At 48.4% G+C, this 17,724-nt stretch carries 16 protein-coding genes; 4 read left to right on the top strand and 12 right to left on the bottom strand.

Annotation, left to right across the window (positions count from 1 at the left end; translation table 11 throughout):
* Window positions 1-167: 167 nt before the first annotated feature.
* The 3 genes from BLU87_RS04205 to BLU87_RS04195 all read right to left on the bottom strand — a co-directional run bounded on the left by BLU87_RS04205 (window position 168) and on the right by BLU87_RS04195 (window position 3,352).
* Window positions 168-560, bottom strand: a complete 393-nt coding sequence (locus BLU87_RS04205) for a hypothetical protein (protein WP_092345037.1) — start codon at window positions 558-560, stop codon at window positions 168-170.
* A 104-nt stretch (window positions 561-664) separates the two neighbouring features.
* Window positions 665-2,023, bottom strand: a complete 1,359-nt coding sequence (locus tag BLU87_RS04200) for a DEAD/DEAH box helicase (protein WP_092345035.1) — start codon at window positions 2,021-2,023, stop codon at window positions 665-667.
* A 114-nt stretch (window positions 2,024-2,137) separates the two neighbouring features.
* A complete protein-coding gene (locus tag BLU87_RS04195) occupies window positions 2,138-3,352 on the bottom strand; it encodes a BaiN/RdsA family NAD(P)/FAD-dependent oxidoreductase (protein ID WP_092345033.1) in 1,215 nt (404 codons plus the stop codon).
* A 210-nt stretch (window positions 3,353-3,562) separates the two neighbouring features.
* Here BLU87_RS04195 and BLU87_RS04190 point away from each other — a divergent pair, with 210 nt between their 5' ends.
* Window positions 3,563-4,045 (top strand): YchJ family protein, encoded by a 483-nt coding sequence (locus tag BLU87_RS04190; protein WP_092345031.1) that lies wholly within the window; start codon window positions 3,563-3,565, stop codon window positions 4,043-4,045.
* A gap of 109 nt (window positions 4,046-4,154) precedes the next feature.
* Here BLU87_RS04190 and BLU87_RS04185 read toward each other — a convergent pair whose 3' ends face one another.
* Together BLU87_RS04185 and BLU87_RS04180 are read right to left on the bottom strand one after the other, a co-directional pair.
* Entirely contained in the window at window positions 4,155-4,742 is a 588-nt protein-coding gene (locus BLU87_RS04185) for a DUF1318 domain-containing protein (protein ID WP_092345029.1), read from the bottom strand.
* 28 nt (window positions 4,743-4,770) lie between these two features.
* Entirely contained in the window at window positions 4,771-7,404 is a 2,634-nt protein-coding gene (locus tag BLU87_RS04180; protein ID WP_092345027.1) for an AsmA family protein, read from the bottom strand.
* Between the two features lie 286 nt (window positions 7,405-7,690).
* Between BLU87_RS04180 and BLU87_RS04175 the strand changes: the two genes are divergently transcribed.
* On the top strand, window positions 7,691-9,289 hold the full coding sequence (locus BLU87_RS04175; RefSeq protein ID WP_092345025.1) for an aspartate:alanine exchanger family transporter: 1,599 nt from the start codon (window positions 7,691-7,693) through the stop codon (window positions 9,287-9,289).
* Between the two features lie 436 nt (window positions 9,290-9,725).
* Window positions 9,726-10,028, top strand: a complete 303-nt coding sequence (locus BLU87_RS04170) for a (2Fe-2S) ferredoxin domain-containing protein (protein WP_092345023.1) — start codon at window positions 9,726-9,728, stop codon at window positions 10,026-10,028.
* A gap of 90 nt (window positions 10,029-10,118) precedes the next feature.
* Here BLU87_RS04170 and BLU87_RS04165 read toward each other — a convergent pair whose 3' ends face one another.
* The 7 genes from BLU87_RS04165 to BLU87_RS04140 form a co-directional block, all read right to left on the bottom strand.
* Entirely contained in the window at window positions 10,119-10,574 is a 456-nt protein-coding gene (locus BLU87_RS04165) for a hypothetical protein (protein WP_092345021.1), read from the bottom strand.
* A gap of 126 nt (window positions 10,575-10,700) precedes the next feature.
* A complete protein-coding gene (locus tag BLU87_RS17080; RefSeq protein ID WP_139167459.1) occupies window positions 10,701-10,940 on the bottom strand; it encodes a hypothetical protein in 240 nt (79 codons plus the stop codon).
* Between the two features lie 268 nt (window positions 10,941-11,208).
* Window positions 11,209-11,709: a hypothetical protein gene (locus BLU87_RS04160; RefSeq protein ID WP_092345019.1), complete on the bottom strand. Its 501-nt coding sequence runs from the start codon at window positions 11,707-11,709 to the stop codon at window positions 11,209-11,211.
* Window positions 11,710-11,740: 31 nt separating this feature from the next.
* The gene (locus tag BLU87_RS04155; protein ID WP_092345017.1) at window positions 11,741-12,322 is read right to left on the bottom strand and encodes a hypothetical protein; all 582 of its coding nucleotides are present in this window, start codon (window positions 12,320-12,322) and stop codon (window positions 11,741-11,743) included.
* Between the two features lie 68 nt (window positions 12,323-12,390).
* The gene (locus BLU87_RS04150; RefSeq protein ID WP_092345015.1) at window positions 12,391-13,470 is read right to left on the bottom strand and encodes a hypothetical protein; all 1,080 of its coding nucleotides are present in this window, start codon (window positions 13,468-13,470) and stop codon (window positions 12,391-12,393) included.
* A gap of 313 nt (window positions 13,471-13,783) precedes the next feature.
* On the bottom strand, window positions 13,784-16,312 hold the full coding sequence (locus tag BLU87_RS04145) for an ABC transporter permease (RefSeq protein ID WP_092345013.1): 2,529 nt from the start codon (window positions 16,310-16,312) through the stop codon (window positions 13,784-13,786).
* On the bottom strand, window positions 16,309-16,998 hold the full coding sequence (locus BLU87_RS04140) for an ABC transporter ATP-binding protein (RefSeq protein ID WP_092345011.1): 690 nt from the start codon (window positions 16,996-16,998) through the stop codon (window positions 16,309-16,311). The genes BLU87_RS04145 and BLU87_RS04140 overlap by 4 nt, the downstream gene beginning before the upstream one ends.
* Between BLU87_RS04140 and BLU87_RS04135 the strand changes: the two genes are divergently transcribed.
* A complete protein-coding gene (locus BLU87_RS04135) occupies window positions 16,997-17,653 on the top strand; it encodes an arylesterase (RefSeq protein ID WP_092345009.1) in 657 nt (218 codons plus the stop codon). The two genes, BLU87_RS04140 and BLU87_RS04135, sit on opposite strands and share 2 nt — an antisense overlap.
* Window positions 17,654-17,724: the final 71 nt, after the last annotated feature.

The raw sequence follows: 17,724 nt of genomic DNA, 5'->3' as shown, positions 1-17,724 counted from the left end.
GGTGAAAGGGCGCTTCCACTCTAGCATATCTTTAGACTTACGCCATAACTATGGGCAATTAAAGTTGCAAGAGAAGCAAGGATGGTATCAATGAGGAATTATGCCCTGGTATTTACAAGCTGACCACGTGGCGAATTTTCTCTTTTAGAAAACTTGCGCTGCTGCACTCAAGGAAACCACTGAACATCATTATCCATACAGTGCTGATGCATCTCCCGGCTCCAGGCTTTACAGGGTTCATAAGCTTCGGGATTGATGACGTCCCGGAAATAAATACAATTTTTGTATGACCAGAGCAGAACCAGATCTTGGCACATCCTCTCTCTTTGAGGTTTGGATGTATTATCCTCAGAGCGTTTGACCCACTTTCCCGAGAATTGACAGTTGTTGTCCGCATAGCGTTGAAATAGTTCGGTATTCTTTGGGTCATTTAACTGCAAAATCCAGCGATCTGCTGCCTGTCGACAGCCCGATTGAACTGCCATCGCTGGTATGGCGGAGCAAAGAGTTAGCCAGAGTGCAATGGTTATAATATGGAGAGTGTTTGTTGTTATCTTCATGCTGATCCTGTTTCAAAAAATGCCGATACCTTTAAGTTCGACTATTGTTACCGTCGCAAAGTATCAGCTTGCGCATTGTCAATTGTTGCGACTCTTGCTGCACGCTATGACCTGTTTCCTCGACGTCCGCCTTGAGATGTTGCGCGAGCGGGGGCTGCCTTTTTTCGACCAACGGTTCTGGATTTGTTCGACTTCTGCACTTTTTTAGGTTTTGGTGTCGACTTGCCTTTATGGGGTGCGTTGGCCTTCGTTTTTGCCGCAACTTTCTTTGGATCCGGTTTGCTGATGGTCGCTTTGCGGGGCTTTTTCAGCGCGCCTCGCTTCACCGGCAACAGCGGAAATTCTGCGATGGTCTGTTTCGGGATGGTCCCTTTGAGTAATTTTTCAATGGCTTGTAACTTGGGTTGTTCAGCAGGGCAGACCAGTGACAGTGCTTGGCCTGATTCACCTGCGCGTCCAGTGCGGCCAATGCGGTGGATATAGTCTTCGGGAACATCAGGCAACTCATAGTTGACCACATAGGGCAAGTGGGCGATATCGAGCCCCCGTGATGCGACATCGGTTGCGACCAGAACTTGTCGTTCCCCCTGTTTAAATTGTTTCAGAGTGCGTGTCCGCAACGACTGGCTCTTATTGCTGTGGATCGCTGCGGCGTTGATCCCATCAAAGAGGAGTTCAGCGGTGAGTTTGTCAGCGCTGTAGCGGGTTCGGGTGAAAACCAGAACTTGATTCCATTGACCATGGCGGATCAAGTGAGAGATCATCTCCCGCTTGCGGCTGCGTTCTACCGGATAGATGACCTGGTTGATATCATCCGCAGCAATGTTTTGCCGTGCGACTTGAATCTGTTTTGGGTTTTTGAGCAATTCATCCGCTAGCTGCTTGATGGTTTGGGAATAGGTCGCTGAAAAAAGCAGCGACTGTCGTTCTTGTGGCAGATACTCTGCGACTTTGAGGATTTCATCGATAAATCCTAAGTCGAGCATTCGATCCGCTTCATCGAGGACGAGGAATTGGATTTCAGAGAGTTTAATGGTTCCGCGAGCGGCGTGATCGAGCAACCGTCCCGGTGTGGCGACGACAATATCAATTCCCCGGTGCAGCCGTTCAATCTGTGCCTGGATATTCACTCCACCGTAGATCATGGTTGATCGCAATGATAACCGGCGGCCATAATTCTGCATGTGTTCACTAATCTGAGCCGCGAGTTCGCGGGTTGGTACCAGGATCAAAGCACGTGGGTTACGACGTTTTTTTGTTGGAGTGGTTGCGCTTAGCATCTGCACAATGGGCAGGGCAAACGCCGCTGTCTTTCCGGTTCCTGTCTGCGCGCCAGCGAGTAAGTCAAGACCTGCAAACACCACCGGTATTGCTTGGGTCTGGATCGGAGTGGGGGTGGTGTACCCTTGAGTGGCAATTGCGCTCAGCAGTTCGGCACATAATCCCAGAGATTGAAACGACATGGACAAATCCTTATGGCTATGTTGTCGTGGCTCTGGACTAGCCTGTCCGGTTGCCAGAAACGTTTGATAAATAAAGCTAATTGGGCGGGACAGTAGTTGATTGCGCCCCTGCTGTCAATCCAATTGGGCGGCGATAAAAGCTGTCGTCCATGCCGCTTGAAGGTTATACCCACCGGTAATCCCGTCGATATCCATGATCTCCCCAGCAAAGTAGAGGTTTTTGCAGGTTTTACTTTGCATGGTATTAACGTCGATACTGTTCAAGCTGATTCCCCCGCAAGTCACAAACTCGTCGCGAAATTGAGTCTGTCCCTTGACGGTATAAATATCATTGGTCAGCACATTGACCAGCCGGTTGAATCCGGTTTTGCCGATCTCGCCCCATGGTTTACCTGTCGACAGGTTAATTTTGTCTAGCAAGTAACTCCACATGCGATCAGTCAGAGAGTAGGGTCTGAGATTTGCCAACTGTTTCTTTGGGTGTGCAGTTGCCATGTTATGCAATTGGGTCAGAACCTCATCTTGATTACGTTGATTTGTCCAGTTCACCAGGATATTGCAATGGTAGTTCTCTTCACTGAGCCAGCGGGCGGCCAAGGATGACAATTTCAGGATTGCCGGGCCACTCATTCCCCAATGGGTGATCAGCAAGGGCCCTGCAGATCTATACTTGGTCCCCTGAATGCTGACCAAGGAATTTTCCACAACAATCCCCATGAGTTCGGTAATCGGATCGTCCGCTATTTTGAACGAGAATAGCGATGGAACTGGCGGCTCAATCTGGTGTTTCAGCTTTTCCAGCCAGAGTAAGTTTTCCCTTTTCGGTGATCCTCCTGTGGCAACGATGACCTTGTCAAAGATCCTGGCTGGATTCTCTTTACCCACAAAGTCCAGCTGCAACTTAGTATCGATCGGAGTGATCGCTTTGACCCCCATCCTCAGTTCAATTTTGATCTTGGCTTTAGCGGCCTGTTCTAGAAAACAATCAATAATACTTTGGGAGTTTTGTGAGACAGGGAAGACACAGTTGTCTTCCTGAGTGACCAGGGGAACGCCCCGCGACTCAAACCAGTGGATAGCCTGCTGGTTGTCGAACCGCCGAAAAGCTTTTTTTAAAGCATTTCTGCCGCGTGGATAGGCGGCTGAGAGCTCTTTTATACCGGTGCAGTTGTTGGTGAGATTACAACGGCCTCCACCTGAAACTTTGACCTTGGCCAGAAGGTGTTGTGACTTCTCAAAAATGATAACTGTCGACGCCGGGTGATTACGTTTGACGTTGATCGCCGCAAAGAAACCCGCTGCCCCCCCACCAATGATTGCTATATGCATCTCTCTGCCTTGTTTCTATCTGTTCGCGACTAAGAGTTAAAGATTGATTTTGATTGGCCTGAATTTTGTTGCTTGGAACTATAGCATCTTTCTTGAGATTCAGGTTTGACCTGATCATAAATTTTAAGTTTCAAGACCATCTTGACTCTTTGCTCACGGGTGAATAAACTCCGGCAGGTTTTTAAATCCGATTTGCGAAGGAGATTACTTATGAACAGCTGTCCCTGTGGTAGTGGCATTGACTACGCCGCTTGTTGCGAACCGATTATTACCGGGAAGACTTTAGCCGAAACGGCGGAACAACTGATGCGGGCACGTTATTCGGCTCATGTTGTTGTCGATGTCGATTTTATCTATGAGAGTACTCATCCCGATTTTCGCGAGGGTTATGACCATAAGGGAACCAAGATCTGGGCGGAGAAGTCCGAATGGTTGGGCCTGGAGATCCTTACAACTGAGGCTGGTGGTGCGGAAGATCAGAAGGGTGAGGTTGAGTTTGTCGCCCGCTTTCGTAACGATGATGGAACTCGCACTCATCATGAGCGTGGCCACTTCTTACGCAAAGGGAAAGAGTGGTTGTTCAGTGAGGGTGAGATGGTTAAGCCCCGGCCGATCAGCGTGACTAAAATTGGACGGAATGACCCTTGTTCTTGTGGCAGCGGGAAAAAGTATAAGAAGTGTTGCGGTCAGTAAGTCGGGTAGACGAAGAGTGAATGAGGGGGGATGTTGTCATGGTTTCTTTCCCCTCACCTGGTTCTCTCTTCAGAGGAGAGCCAGGTGAGGGCTTTCCAGATCAGACAGGCTATTTTACCCCCCAGCTACCGTCTGACTTTTCTATATACCACCCTGTTTGCGCTTGCTTGCGCCATGACTCCGCAAAAATATTTTGGATTTCGTTCGCTTTATCAGGAAAATTATTGGCGCTGGCTATCTCTTTGTAGAGTCGTTGCCGATCCTGATTTTCTGCCTTGATCAGTTTATTTACTTGAGCTTTCTGTTTCATGGATAGGCCTGCAGCGGTGTGGATTTTGAGCAGACCATCGTAACTGAGACCGATATGTCCCGAGTTCAGGAACTCTATCAACTCGGCAGAGCGATTTTTAATTGCCTCTTTGATGGCTCGGATTGTCGGAGTGCTGACGTTGATATCCTGAGCAGCAACCGCAGTTGTGGGAGCAAGAAGGTGGAAAAAGCTACTGCCGGGAGTTTTTCCTTCTGCTGGTGGTAAGGCTTCATCAGCTCCATTTTGCGAAGGGTCCCCCCAAACCTCGTTGACGATCTTGTCTGCTGCGCCACGAAGTTCCTCGGCTGGGAAATAGATATTAATAGTCACACAAGAGATAACTGTCAGCGTCAGTAATAACATTAGGCTGCGAGTGATTGTTTTCATCTTTGATCCTCTCTCTTCTGTTTTAGCTTCAATTCCCAGTCCGGTCAATGCGGCTGAGTCGGTTCATCATCTCTTTGAATGATATGGTTGGCGTGGTGGTGGTTATATCGATTTTTGGGGGTAAGAACCCACCATAGACCAGATATTTGTTTGATCCGCTGAGAGCCGTCCCCAACAGGGTAAAGTTATCATTATCCAACGCACATTTGAAACCAATCTTTTGGAAACGGTAGAAATCGATGAAACGATAGATCCCTCTCGATAGTGCCGCAGTCATCCCCCCTTGGCTGATGACGCTGAGATTATTCAGGGCTTTAACGCTGATGTTCCGTTTCCCTGTATCCCGGGTTGTAACTGTTGCTTCAAAGGCTGCCGGGGTGGTGCCAAAGAGTTTTAGTCCATGGATGTGTCCGTCAATAACGCCGTTCATTTCGCCAAAATCAAAAACCTTGGTTGCCTGTAACAGATTCAATCCATAAAAATCGATATCGGTTTCAAAACTCGGGTAGCGGGAGAATGGGGCACTGTACTTCATGTTGCGGAGTTGCAGCAGACCATCAAAAACTTGAATTCTGGCAAGACCCGTCGTCATGAGGTTCTGGTCGGCATAATGAAGGGTTCCCAGGTTAGCACTCAGTTGCCCTTGCATGATCGGAAGGTTCAGTTCTTTGGTCAAGGTTTCAAGGTTAACATTGTCAATATTGATGAGTGCTGAGCCCTGTGGTTCCCCCTTTGCCCATTGCAATTTCAGGTCGTCAACGGTCACCTGCCCGCCGGCAAGTTGCAGTTGCAATGGCGACAAAAAGGTCAGTCGATTGTCTGTTGCAAGCAGGTCAAGAGATTTTTGTTTAAGGGTTGTCAATCCGTTAGAAATAGTGGAAAAAACCATTCTTCCTGTGGCTTCTATTGGTGGTGCCGATGGATTTGTTCCTGAATGAATGACAAACGGGATGGAACCGTTCGCTGACTCAATTTGCAGTTTTTGCTCACCCCAATCGACATTCACATCTCTGAATTGTAATGCCCCATGAGTTTGCCAGTCGGCCGGGTTCCAGTCTAGCTTGTAGTCGAGGGATATAGCCCCTTCAAGCTTGAGATCCGCTAACGTCGGCAGGATTTCAGCGAGGACTGGTCCCAGGTGTTCTCCGTAGCTGCGGTGCAGATCGGCCATCTGCATATCCCCCTGAACGCTGAACTGCTGACGGTGTAGTCGTCCCCTAGCCGTCAGCTGACCAACCTGGGGAATGTTGATTGTGACTGCTGTTGCCGTGACTGTTTTCAGCTGAGGGTTGATCTCTCCAGTGAAGGAAAACTCGCCTCGATAGGGGGAGAGGTTGGCGTAGAGTTCTCCCAGAAGAGCTTCGTGCGCGGTCACAGTGCCATGCAGATCCAAGTTTGTCGACCCTTCACTCCAGAGACCATGAAGACGGCCTTGGAGTTTGATCCCTGCTTCTCCCACTCCGGCCATTCCATCTGTCGACATATAATCGCAGTGAGATAGGGATAATTGTTGTAATTCCAGTGATCCCTGCTGTGACGAGAATTCTCCAGACCCGCGCATATTGACCTGACCGCTTAATCCATGATCACTCGCGAGGTTAAATTTAACCTCCGTGTTATCGAGATGGAGTTGATCTGGTCTGAAGTTCAGTTTGGCCGTCGCAAGCAATTTCCTGATAGTCAGATCTGGGAGGCCCACCTCATCGATCGTTACGGTGGTAGCTGCAACCCATTGGTTGTTTTTTGGGGTGAGTTGTCCTGAAATGTTAAACTCAGTCAATGACCCTTCTTTCTGGTCCCACCCCAGTTGTCCTGTGGCGATCTGCAATTCAAAAGTGATCGCCTGATCGTGGAGAGAAAAAACAAGATCCGCATCGCGCAGAGAGAAGGTCAATGCTTCAGGGAGCTGCAGCGGTTGTCCAAAGGCGTTTAACAGTTCTTGTAATTTGCTCTGGTCAAATTGTTCAAGTTGCAGGTGAGTGCGATCCAGATTCATGTCGGCGCCAGAAAAGGCAATCTGCATGGGGGTCGTGAGTAACTGCTGTTGTTGCCAAGTGAGTTTGTTCAGGGTCAGAATTTGCTGCGGGGATATCTCAATCTTTCCCGCGATATCGAGAGGGGCGCTGTCGTCTGCTCCCCAAAAACTGGACAGAGTGAAGCGGCTGTTTGGTTGCAATGCCCCCGAAAAGTTCAGTTTCCGTAGTTGCCACTTCTGGTCTGCATGGTTGAACAACAACAAACCATCGCTAAGGATCACTTCCGAGATGGTGAAAGGGAGGTGGTCGGGAATTTTCAGCCCAATGCTGACAGCCTCTTCCTCATGCGGTGGTTGGAGTATCTCTATTCGCGGTCTCTTCAGGTGCAGCACATCCAACTGATGGGACCAGAGGTTTCTCAGGGTCACTTTTATCATCACTTCGGGGATGGTAATGATCAGTTGTTGCGGGGACTTGATGTTTACCCCCAAGACTTTTAGCTCGCCGTCAGACCACGTCAATTGGTTGATCTGGACCTGAGCTTGAAGCCACTGGGTCGCGGTTTTTTCAATTTCAGGACGAAGCAACTGATTCAGGATCTGTTCAGCATAAAACCAACTGCTAGCAGACAGCAGCAAGGTGACCAGCAATAAAGTTGTGAATATTATGTAATAAAACTTTTTCATTGGTACCCGGCGCAGCAAAAAGCGTTATTTTTGACGACGATGTCATTTTATCATAAGCGATTTTGAAGAGAGATATAATTTATATCCCTTTTTTCGGAGTTTTTAGCGGTTTATCCCTCGACTGTTGTAGGCAGTTTTTTGTAACACTATTGTTACGCTCCTTAGAACTAAAACAATGTTTGTAAGTATTTAAATTTAAAAGTTTTTTTGCAGTTCAGGTGATTGCGGAAAGCTCTCTTATTTGTTACAGTTCTAGCGAATTAAAAATAAAGCGAGATAGACTTTTATGACACTTATGCATAACTCGATTTTTCTCCTCTTGGTGGTTGTTATTCTTGGAGAGATGTTGGGTCACATCAAACTCAAATCATTTTCTTTAGGCTCTTCAGCGATTATTTTTGTCGCTCTGGCCTTTGGCCACTTTGGTTATTCTCTTCCGCAAGAGTTTCAGACCCTTGGGCTTGTGTTATTTATCTATTCGGTCGGCCTTCAGGCGGGGCCGGGCTTCATCCCTTCATTCAGGAGTCATGGTTTAAGTCTCGCATTAGGGGCCATCTCTGTTGTTTTTGTTGGTTTCTTGATGACTTTGGTCTGTTCCTGGTTTTTTAAGTTTGACCTCGGGATTGCGGCTGGACTTTTTGCCGGAGCGTTGACCAGTACGCCGGGACTCGCCGTTGCTGTCGAAGCCGTTGAACACAGTCAGGCCCCGGCGGCTTACGGGCTCACCTACTGTTTTGGTGTTGTCGGTGTGATTGTTTTCATCAATCTGCTACCGAAAGTCCTCAACCTGAATATTAAGGATGAAGAAGAGTCGCTCCATCGTGAGTTGACCGATAATAATCCCCCATTCACTTACCACCACATAGAAGTGACCAATCCGAACCTGTTTGACAAAAAGGTTCACGATATCTATTTAAAAAATATTGCCCCCGTGGTTTTGACCCGATTATTGCGGCGCGGGGCAGAAGAGCCGATTCTTGTTTCCGGTGAGACCATTTTGCGCGAGGGAGATCTGCTGCGGATTGTCGGTCGCAAAGCAGATTTGAAAAAAATGGAACTCTATATGGGACATCCAGTCGAGGGTAAGCTTGAATTTACTCGGGGGATGACCAAGAAAACCATTATTGTTTCCCAGCAGAAAGTGGTGGGACATTCCATCGGGTTTTTGAACCTCAGAGACGCATTTAATGTGCGGGTGTCGCGGGTGGTCCGTAACGGCATTGAGCTGCCAGCAGAAACGCATACCCGACTCCACTTGGGCGATATCCTGCACGTTGTCGGTGAAGAAAATGCCATTAAAAACGTCAGCCGAATCCTTGGGAATGACGTCAAAGAGACTTTCCGGATTAAGTTGTTACCCATATTTTTAGGGCTTCTTGCCGGTTTCCTGCTGGGGAGAATCCCCCTGACTTTGCCATGGATTGGATCTTTTTCGTTAGGGATTACGGGCGGGGTTTTACTCGCTGGTCTGATTTTAAGCAACCTGTATAAAACTGGACCTATTGTCTGGGAAATCCCTTCCACTGCCAACACCTTTATCCGTGAATTGGGGTTGTTGCTTTTTTTGGCGACAGTCGGTACCCGAACCGGAGCCACAATTCTAGAGACCCTGTCTCAACAAGGGTTGCCACTCTTCATTTCCGGCCTGGTCGTGACGACTGTACCATTGTTGCTGAGTATGCTCATTTGCCGTTATCTGCTCAAAATCAATTTTTTACGTATGATTGGTGTTTTGACTGGAGGGATGACCAGTACCCCGGGGTTGGCGAGTGCCTCGGCTATTTCCGACGAACCCTATGCTGCTGCTGCCTACGCAACCGTTTATCCAGTGGCGCTTATCGGCATGATCTTCTTTACCAAAATCCTCATTTTATTTTTACGTTAAGTTAAGGTTAGTCACCCTTTTTTCTCAGGCTACTTTGGGATATTTCTGTCTTGTTGACGGGATTTACGACCAAAAGAAAAAGCGGGGAAAGAGATTCCCCGCCTTAACAGGTTGGAGCTGTTTGTGTTGCGAAAAGGGTGACCTGCCACGATCATCATCTTTTCACTCCACAGCTACAGCATCCTTTTTGAAACATGGTACTGAGGATGACAACTCCTGAAGCCTAATTGAATTCGGATGAAAAAACAAACAGTTAATATAAATATAATCGATATCATCTATTGGTAAAATAAATGCTATCAGTGGGGCTCCCCCTTCCATTTTAAGCGGGATCGACTTAATCTAGGTCAGGGCGGGCCTTTATTTGATGGGTCTTTTCAGGTGCTCTGAAATCTGTTGTTTACGAAACTAACCTATATTTAGGAGATATCTTCTGATGCTTCAACAAAATGAATCCCCTTATGCTGCTCATGTTTTTGTTTGTACTAATGATCGTGATGGGGCGAGGAAGTCATGTGCCGACAATAACAGTCAGCAGGTGAAATCGAGATTAAAAGCCGGGGTTGAGGAAAAGGGTTGGAAGGGGATTGTCAGAGTTTCGACCTCCGGGTGTATGGGGCTCTGTGAAAAAGGGGCAAATGTGATGATTTACCCACAGAAAATCTGGTTTTCTGAGGTCGCCCCGGATGATGTAGCGGCAATCCTTGCGACCCTTGCAGCTCTCCTTGCGGAGGATTGAAACCGGATTATCCCTTCGTTTATGATTTTATAAAATAAGAGAGTTGTTGCAGGGTTACGATAAGCTCATCAGATCATGTTACTGGGGATCTCAACTACTCTTTACACTTTTTCTTATTTCGACGCGAACATTATCGAAGTTTGTCGAGCGTGCTTTTTTGGCAGCAGCCTTTTTCTTTTTCCTGACGGTATAGTCTTTAAAGGAAAAGTATTTTAACTGAGACGCATGACTTTTTAATTTCGCGATCGATTCTTTTTTTGCCCGAGCAAAACCTGCGTTGATTGATTCACTCGGGAGGGGGATATAGTAGCTATCCAACATTGCGACCGCATCTTTTACAATCTGAGCCACATCCGGAGAATCTTTGCCAACAATTTCAAGATATTTGTCCATTGTGATGTGACCGATGGCTTTGGCCAGGGCGGTTTTAGTCGAGATAATCTCCAACTTGGCCTTATCAAAGGCCGTCTTTGACGCCCCACCGGCATCAACTCCTAGATAAGTATTCACGATTTTTCGTAGGTCAGGGTGGTTGTCTTCGAACATAAATTAATTCCTTACATCGAGTTGTTCATGTTTTTCGAGGTAGCTCGAATCCGCTTTTTCACGAACAGGGATAAATAAAAAGGGAGAGTTCCCTTTTTTGTTACTTAAATGTGAATCAAAAGCCCCTTAATGGCAGCAAGATTTCTTGCCACAACAACTGGTGTGCGGCGCATCATTAATTATTTCTTCGACCCTTGCATCCATGGCATGCTCTAATTCACGGATAACGCTGGTGAATTGACCAGCGGCTAAGCCATTGTCGCAAGCGGGGCAGTTGAAATAGGGCTGCTTAAACCAACTGAGGGTTTCGTAGATCAATTCGTCGCAGTAAGGGCAAGCGAGGCTGATTCTGGGTTCTAGAGGCACGGATTGTTTTCCTGGTAGTTAATATTACGGTCATTTGTTAGGTGAGACCGTCTTTGAGTTGTCAGTATAACAGATGGTGCGAAGTTGCAATAGTGTTGACTTGTCATATAGGAAAAAAGAATTTTGTTTTCGTGAGTTAAAAGCCAGAAAAATTGTTTGCACGCATAAGTACAATCTCTTCGAAATGCGAAGCGTCGAAAGGCCGACCAGGACCCCGTTCCACGATTGAGGCAGATCGTTGATGTTACCGTTGAATCGCTGTCTCTTCTTATCTTTTTACATTTTTCCAGGGTTTATAAACAGAGAATAACACGGCAACAATGAGCAGTAATGAATTGATGATTGCGGCAGAAAGACCGATGACTTCCCCTTGAATATAATAAGAGTCCTGCAGTGCTACGATTCGCTTGGCATCCGCAATTGCCAGAAGTTTTGTGACCATGGGACCAAGATAAAATGTCCCTGTAATAATGATCAATAATGTAATGATCCATTTATAAATGATCCATCCGTGTCGAACAAATCCCCACTGGGTAAACAATGAGTAAATAAGACCGGTCAGAAACGTAACAATCGCGGCGGGGGTGAGGATCAGCATATCGATAAAGTGATAGGCGCGGTTATACATGTAGATCTCATCTCCTGAAGTGATTCCTCTCGAGAGCAATGGTAGCAGCATTAAAATGATAACACTTGATAACCACAGTCCCGCCGCAAGCAGATGGATTGTTTTTAATAGTTTTTGTTGCGATGCACTGAGTTGTGGCATGGCGCTCCTCTTTTATGGCCAATGAATGTGATTATGATCTGTTTTTCATCTTGGTTGCCACAATGAAACCATAGACAACAAAGCATAATGAGCAGAGTTGTTGAATCGAGAGTATGGGCTTATCCTGAATCAACATCAGGGTCGCCATGCTACCATTCATCAAGGCGAAAAACAGCCAACCTGTCAACTGATTTAATGCCAATAAATAGCTCCCTAGCAAAAAGCCGACCACAGTCCCGATTTCAAGTAACTGGGTCAGTGAATTGATGCCCCCATTTGTATAGATACTATATCCAATCCCGAAAATGATCGCTGCGTAAGTCACTGATTTGGCAAGTCGTATCAGCTTTTTGGGCGCTGCTTGAGATTGTTTGTATACACTGTAAAGTCCCAGCAGCATTGAAGGGACGCCGCCAGCCTCAATCGAGGCCGCGATCCAATTCTGTTTTGACGCCAGAACAATCACCCACGCCGGTACTCCGAGAATGTAAATCCACCATCCAAGCAGTCTAAAGAGCCTCTTGTTTTTATCCGTTCGGCTTAGGGCGACGGCGAGTAAAATCTTATTGGCAAGGTAAAAGCTACCACCCCAAACCTGTAATAGAAGATCCATGCAATTATTTCTGCCGTCAACTGGATTGAGACAGCTTAAAGGTCATATTGAATCAAGAATTGGATTCATTACTCTGTGGTCAAGCCACCGCTTATAGCCTTGGTCTTGATGAAGTTTACCTGGTCCGAATCTTCACCATACTTTTTTATAAATCTCATGACATCTCTCGAATAGCCACGATGCATAGCTCGGCACACGTCCAGACGGGCGATATCTGTCGGAGTTGTGTCGGATATGTCCATGCCTTCACACATCAGGAGACGTGCATACCAATGATCAATATCAGTACCAAGATCTTGTGAATTCTTCGCAATCAGGGTAGCAAGCTCTTGGTCGACAGTGGGATGATCTGTGAAACAATCGTAGTAACCATCATGTGGGATGATCGAGCGATCTTCTTCATACAGGCACACTGTCGCTATCGTGCTATCCTTTGTCATTTGATCATACTGGCGCCACTTGATCACCTGCATACTATTTGTGAATAGAATCGCAACATGTTCAGTGTTTACGTTTAGCCAAGGGCGTGCGAAGTTACTATTTTGCTTTACCCAGTTGAGAAAAACTTTTTCATCATAGTTTTCTGAGGCATAAACCATGACGATTTCTTCGCCACGGACGCCGGAATACATTGGACCACCCTTTTTGAAGATTGGTCCGCTCGTTTGATAGTTAATGACGCTCAGCCCTATGATCGCAGCAGGAACGAGTGGCAGAGCAAGCCAATACCGTGCGGGCGGTACGAAGCCTTTCATTAATGCGTAGGCTCCAACCCAGAAAGCATCGGTTGCGATAAACAAGAGTAACGGGTTGCCATCAAGCCTGAACGGTGAGCCAAAGGGTTGGTAATCAGTAAAAAACCAAGCGTGGAGCCGATCGAATTCCAACATCAGGGACAGCGCTGCGGCCAAGGCGCTAAACGCCAGAACAGGTAAAAAGCGAATTTTGGTTCCTGTCGCATTGCGGCACACCAGAATTATTGCAGCGGTGATCACGAAACTCGGCACATGAAAAGCCCCACCGGCAACGGGTATCGGGATCAGATACTCGGCAAAAGCCGATCCCGAGCCCCAGATTCCGGACCAACCCAATGCTCCAGCTATGGCCGCAGGCGTGATCCACGCCAGAATCAATATGACAATATACATGCTCACCTCTCTGTGATGGCTGCGGGATACGGTGCTAGGTTGTGAATCCTGTTTGTCAACAAAGCGTATAAATGTTAATGGCCTGTCGCGAGTTCTTGTTTTAATACGCGCTTGAGAAATCACTATTCCAATAAGGTTCGCCCGGATGTCTATGCTGAGTTTTGACGGCTAGATGCGGTTGAACGCCACGTTGAGATCGCAAGACAACTGTGGGATTAGATTTTGGCAATCTTACACATCCCCCTTAAATTTGACAACAAGAATAAAAACATCAGTTAATCAACGTGTTGGAGATCCAGCGATGAAATGATCTTTATTCACTTCGCAGATATCCCGCAGGCTTTCCACCTAGGGCTTTCCAGGTGCCGAACAATCCCAGTAGCAATGTCAGTCCGATCCCCATCAGCAACGTCAGGAGAATAATTTCTGGATGTAAATTAAAGGGGGCGTTGAGTGGCCCTTTAAGGATGGCGAAGGCAGCCAGGCTGCCGATCAATGCGCTGAGTAGTCCGGCGATGGTTCCAAGTAAGGTAAACTCCGTAGCAAAAATCAGCAGGATATCGCGCCGAGTAGCACCGCAAATTTTAAAGATCACAGCATCATGAATTCGTCGGTGCTGATCGGCAGAAACTGCGCCGATTAGGACAAGGAATCCGGTCAACAGGGCGATCCCAGCCATCCCTTGAAAGGCGCTGCCGATGCGGGTGAGGGTGCGGGAAACATTCTGCAGAACATCTCGGGTGCTAATGACCGAGATGTTTGTAAAGCGACCGGTCACCGCCCGATAAACCGCATCTTCATCTTCGTCGGCCAAGTGGACTGCGGCGAGGTGAGTCTGTGGAGCATTCTCCAATACCCCAGGGGCGAACAATAGAGCAAAGTTGAGCTTGAGAGAAGACCAGTCAGCGGTGCGCAGATTGACAATTCTGGCGCTGATTTCCCGACCAAGGATATTCACTGTCAGGCTGTCACCAATCCCCACACCAAACCCTTCTGCCAGATCAGCCGTGAGCGAGAGTTGTGGTGGGCCATTATAGTCACTTGGCCACCAGTCACCAACCGTCACTTCTGTCCCAGGTGGCATTTTTGCGCTGTAACTGAGAAAGCGATCACCGCGTACAGCCCAACTCACATTGGGTGCAACTTTGGCCTCTGCAACAGGAATTCCGGCAATGGCGGTAATGCGACCACGCAGGGTTGGAGAGCGCTCCATCCGAGCATGGGGATAACTGCCCAGCAGGGTTTCGAGGGGGGCGACCTGATCTGGTTGAATATCGAGGAAGAAAAAAGTTGGCGCTTCTTCGGGGATGGTGTCGTTGACCATGTCGTTCAGATTGGTCTGCACCAAGGCGATCATGACCAGCGCAGTTAAGCCCAGCCCCAACGAAAAGATGATCCCGCTGGCAGGGGCTCCGGGACGGTTGATGTTTGCTTTAGCTAGGCGCAGGCGTGGATTTTTGGGCTTAGGTAAACGTTGTATCAACCGGACCACGGCAACAGCTAACAGTCGGAAGAGGATAAAGCAGGTACTGGCCCCAATGATAAACCAGATCGCCAGACGTTTATCGCTACTGCTGAAAATAGCGATGAGCGCTAAAACCAGAGCACAGACCAAAATTGCCAGCCAGATTTTTCCACCAGGACCTTTACGGTTATTGTCAAGGTAACCCCGAAACAGCATTGCTGGAGGAACCCGTCGAGCGATCCCCAGTTCCTTAAGCGAAAAGAGGAGGGCGATCAACAGACCGAAGGACCCGGCAACCACTAACGTTAGAGGGTAAAATCCGGGATGCAAGGGGATTGGCAAGGCGTTACCGCTAATCTTGGTGAGCAGCCATGGAACTGAACTTCCCAGTAATAATCCTGCTCCAGCGCCGATGGTTCCCAGCAACAGGATCTGTAAGAGATAAGTGGTAAAGATGAGCCGACTGGAAGCACCAAGACACTTCATGGTTGCGATATGAACTATTTTGCCATTCAAATAACCGCGCACAGCCCCGGAAACCCCCAATCCGCCAAGCAGCAAGGCACAGAGGCCGAGCAGCGACAGATTGGTTTCCATCCGGTCAAGAAAGAAACGCACCCGAGGTGCAGCTTCTCGCCAGCTTTGTATCCGCCAGCCAGAATCGGGGAAACGTTCTTGTAGTATCAGCTTCAGTGGCTCTGCCTGGTTACGATCAGCTAATTTCAGGCGATAACGATAGGTGACCAGACTGCCCGGTTGCAGCAACTGGGTTGCCGTCAGAGCTGCCTGGCTGATCAACAAGCGGGGGCCGATATGGAAAGCGCGCAAGCTGCGATCCGGTTCAGAGGTTAAAACCCCACGGATGGTCAAGGTTGCTTTTCCGACCTGCAGTTGTTCCCCTACCTGAATGTTGAAGCGTTGAAGAAAGCTGGATTCCACCACCGCTCCAAATGCTGCTTCAGCACCCGTTAAGGCGACTGCCAGTGGTTGTGGTGGTTCCAGGGGTAGCGTTCCGTAGAGGGGATAAGTGCTGTCGACGGCTTTAAGTTCAACCAGAGCACGTTGGTCGTTATTGGGATTTGTAGCCATAGTGCGCAATTCGAGGATTTCGGAGAGCTGACCCTGTTGACTGAGAAAATCGCGCTGTTCTGTGGTGACCGGTCGCTGGGATAAGCGGATTTCCAGGTCACCGCCGAGGAGGGCACTGGCATCGGCTAATAAGCCAGAGCGAGCTGCGGCGCTGAAGCTGCCAATTGCGCTGATAGCAAAAATACCGAGAAACAGACAGGAGAGGAAGACGCCGAAACCACGCAGACCAGATCGCAGTTCACGTCGAACCAACCGTACCGCTTGATGCACAACAGAGGTCTGACTCATGCACGGGCCTCTGTTGCTTCATAGATGAGACCATCCGCCATCCGCACGGTGCGCTGACAACGGGCAGCCAGACGAGCATCGTGGGTTACCAGAATCAAGGTGGTCGCAAATTTATGTTGCAAGCCAAACAGCAGTTCCATCACCATGGCACCGGTTTCCTGATCAAGATTTCCCGTGGGTTCATCAGCTAGAATTAGTTTTGGTCGCGCCACAAATGCGCGGGCCAGAGCGACCCGTTGTTGCTCTCCACCTGAGAGTTGCCCCGGAAAATGATCCTGGCGAGCTTTAAGACCGGTCGCTGCCAGAGCCGTTGCCGCTTGATCGAGAGCATCATCGACCCCGGCAAATTCCAATGGCAGAGCGACATTCTCCAAAGCCGTCATGGTCGGTACCAGATGAAAGGACTGAAACACAATGCCGATCTGTTGACGTCGAAAGCGCGCTAACCCATCTTCATCCAATTGCTGCATATCGGTGCCGGCGATCTGAACCAATCCCGAATCGGCTTTTTCCAGCCCTGAGAGGACCATCAACAAGCTGGTCTTGCCTGCCCCTGAGGGGCCAACAATACTGAGAGTGTCTCCCGTCTCAACCTGCAGGTTCACCCCGCGCAAAATGTTGACTCGCCCAGCCCCGCCGACTAGACTGAGATGCAGGTTCTGGATATCGACTATGGGATGACTCATGAAAACTCCTGTTGGCACTCTGCTGTTGGTTCTACTTCTCTGTTGCTGCGATTGTTTTGCGGCTCCATCTGCCGAATTACGCATTGTCGTTCTTGGAGACAGTCTAACTGCTGGCTACGGTTTGCCGCAAGAGGCTGCTTTTCCGGCCCGACTGGAAGAGGCCCTGAAGCATCGAGGGCGCCAGGTTCGGGTGGTGAACGCGGGTGTCTCCGGTGATACCAGTATGGGTGGTTTAGCTCGCCTCGACTGGTCCCTTGGTGATGATCCTGATTTGATGATTGTCGAGTTAGGGGCGAATGATGCGCTCCGTGGACTCAGCCCGCAACAGACTCGGGAAAACCTGGACCGTCTCCTTGCTCGACTTCAGCAGCAGGGGGTACAAGCGTTGCTGACAGGGATGAAGGCACCGCGCAACATGGGTGAAGATTATTATACCAAGTTTGATCAGATTTACCCCGATCTGGCGCAAAAGTACGACCTCCCTTTCTATCCTTTTTTTCTCGCTGGAGTTGTTGGCGATCCTGAGTTAAATCAAGCGGATGGCATTCATCCAACCCGCGCTGGTGTGGATGTTATTGTTAGGTCGATTTTAGCAACGGTAGAAGAGGCGTTGGATAAGATTGCCACACAACGGGAAGGGGACAATATCCCATAAGATTTTGGGGTGTTGTTGCCTGTTATTGTAAAGACTTAAAACTCTAGTATAAGCGCATGGGCATTTCTTGT

The organism is Desulfuromusa kysingii, from assembly GCF_900107645.1.
GTDB classification, from domain to species: Bacteria; Desulfobacterota; Desulfuromonadia; order Desulfuromonadales; family Geopsychrobacteraceae; genus Desulfuromusa; species Desulfuromusa kysingii.
This window is presented reverse-complemented; position numbering and strand designations above follow the sequence as displayed.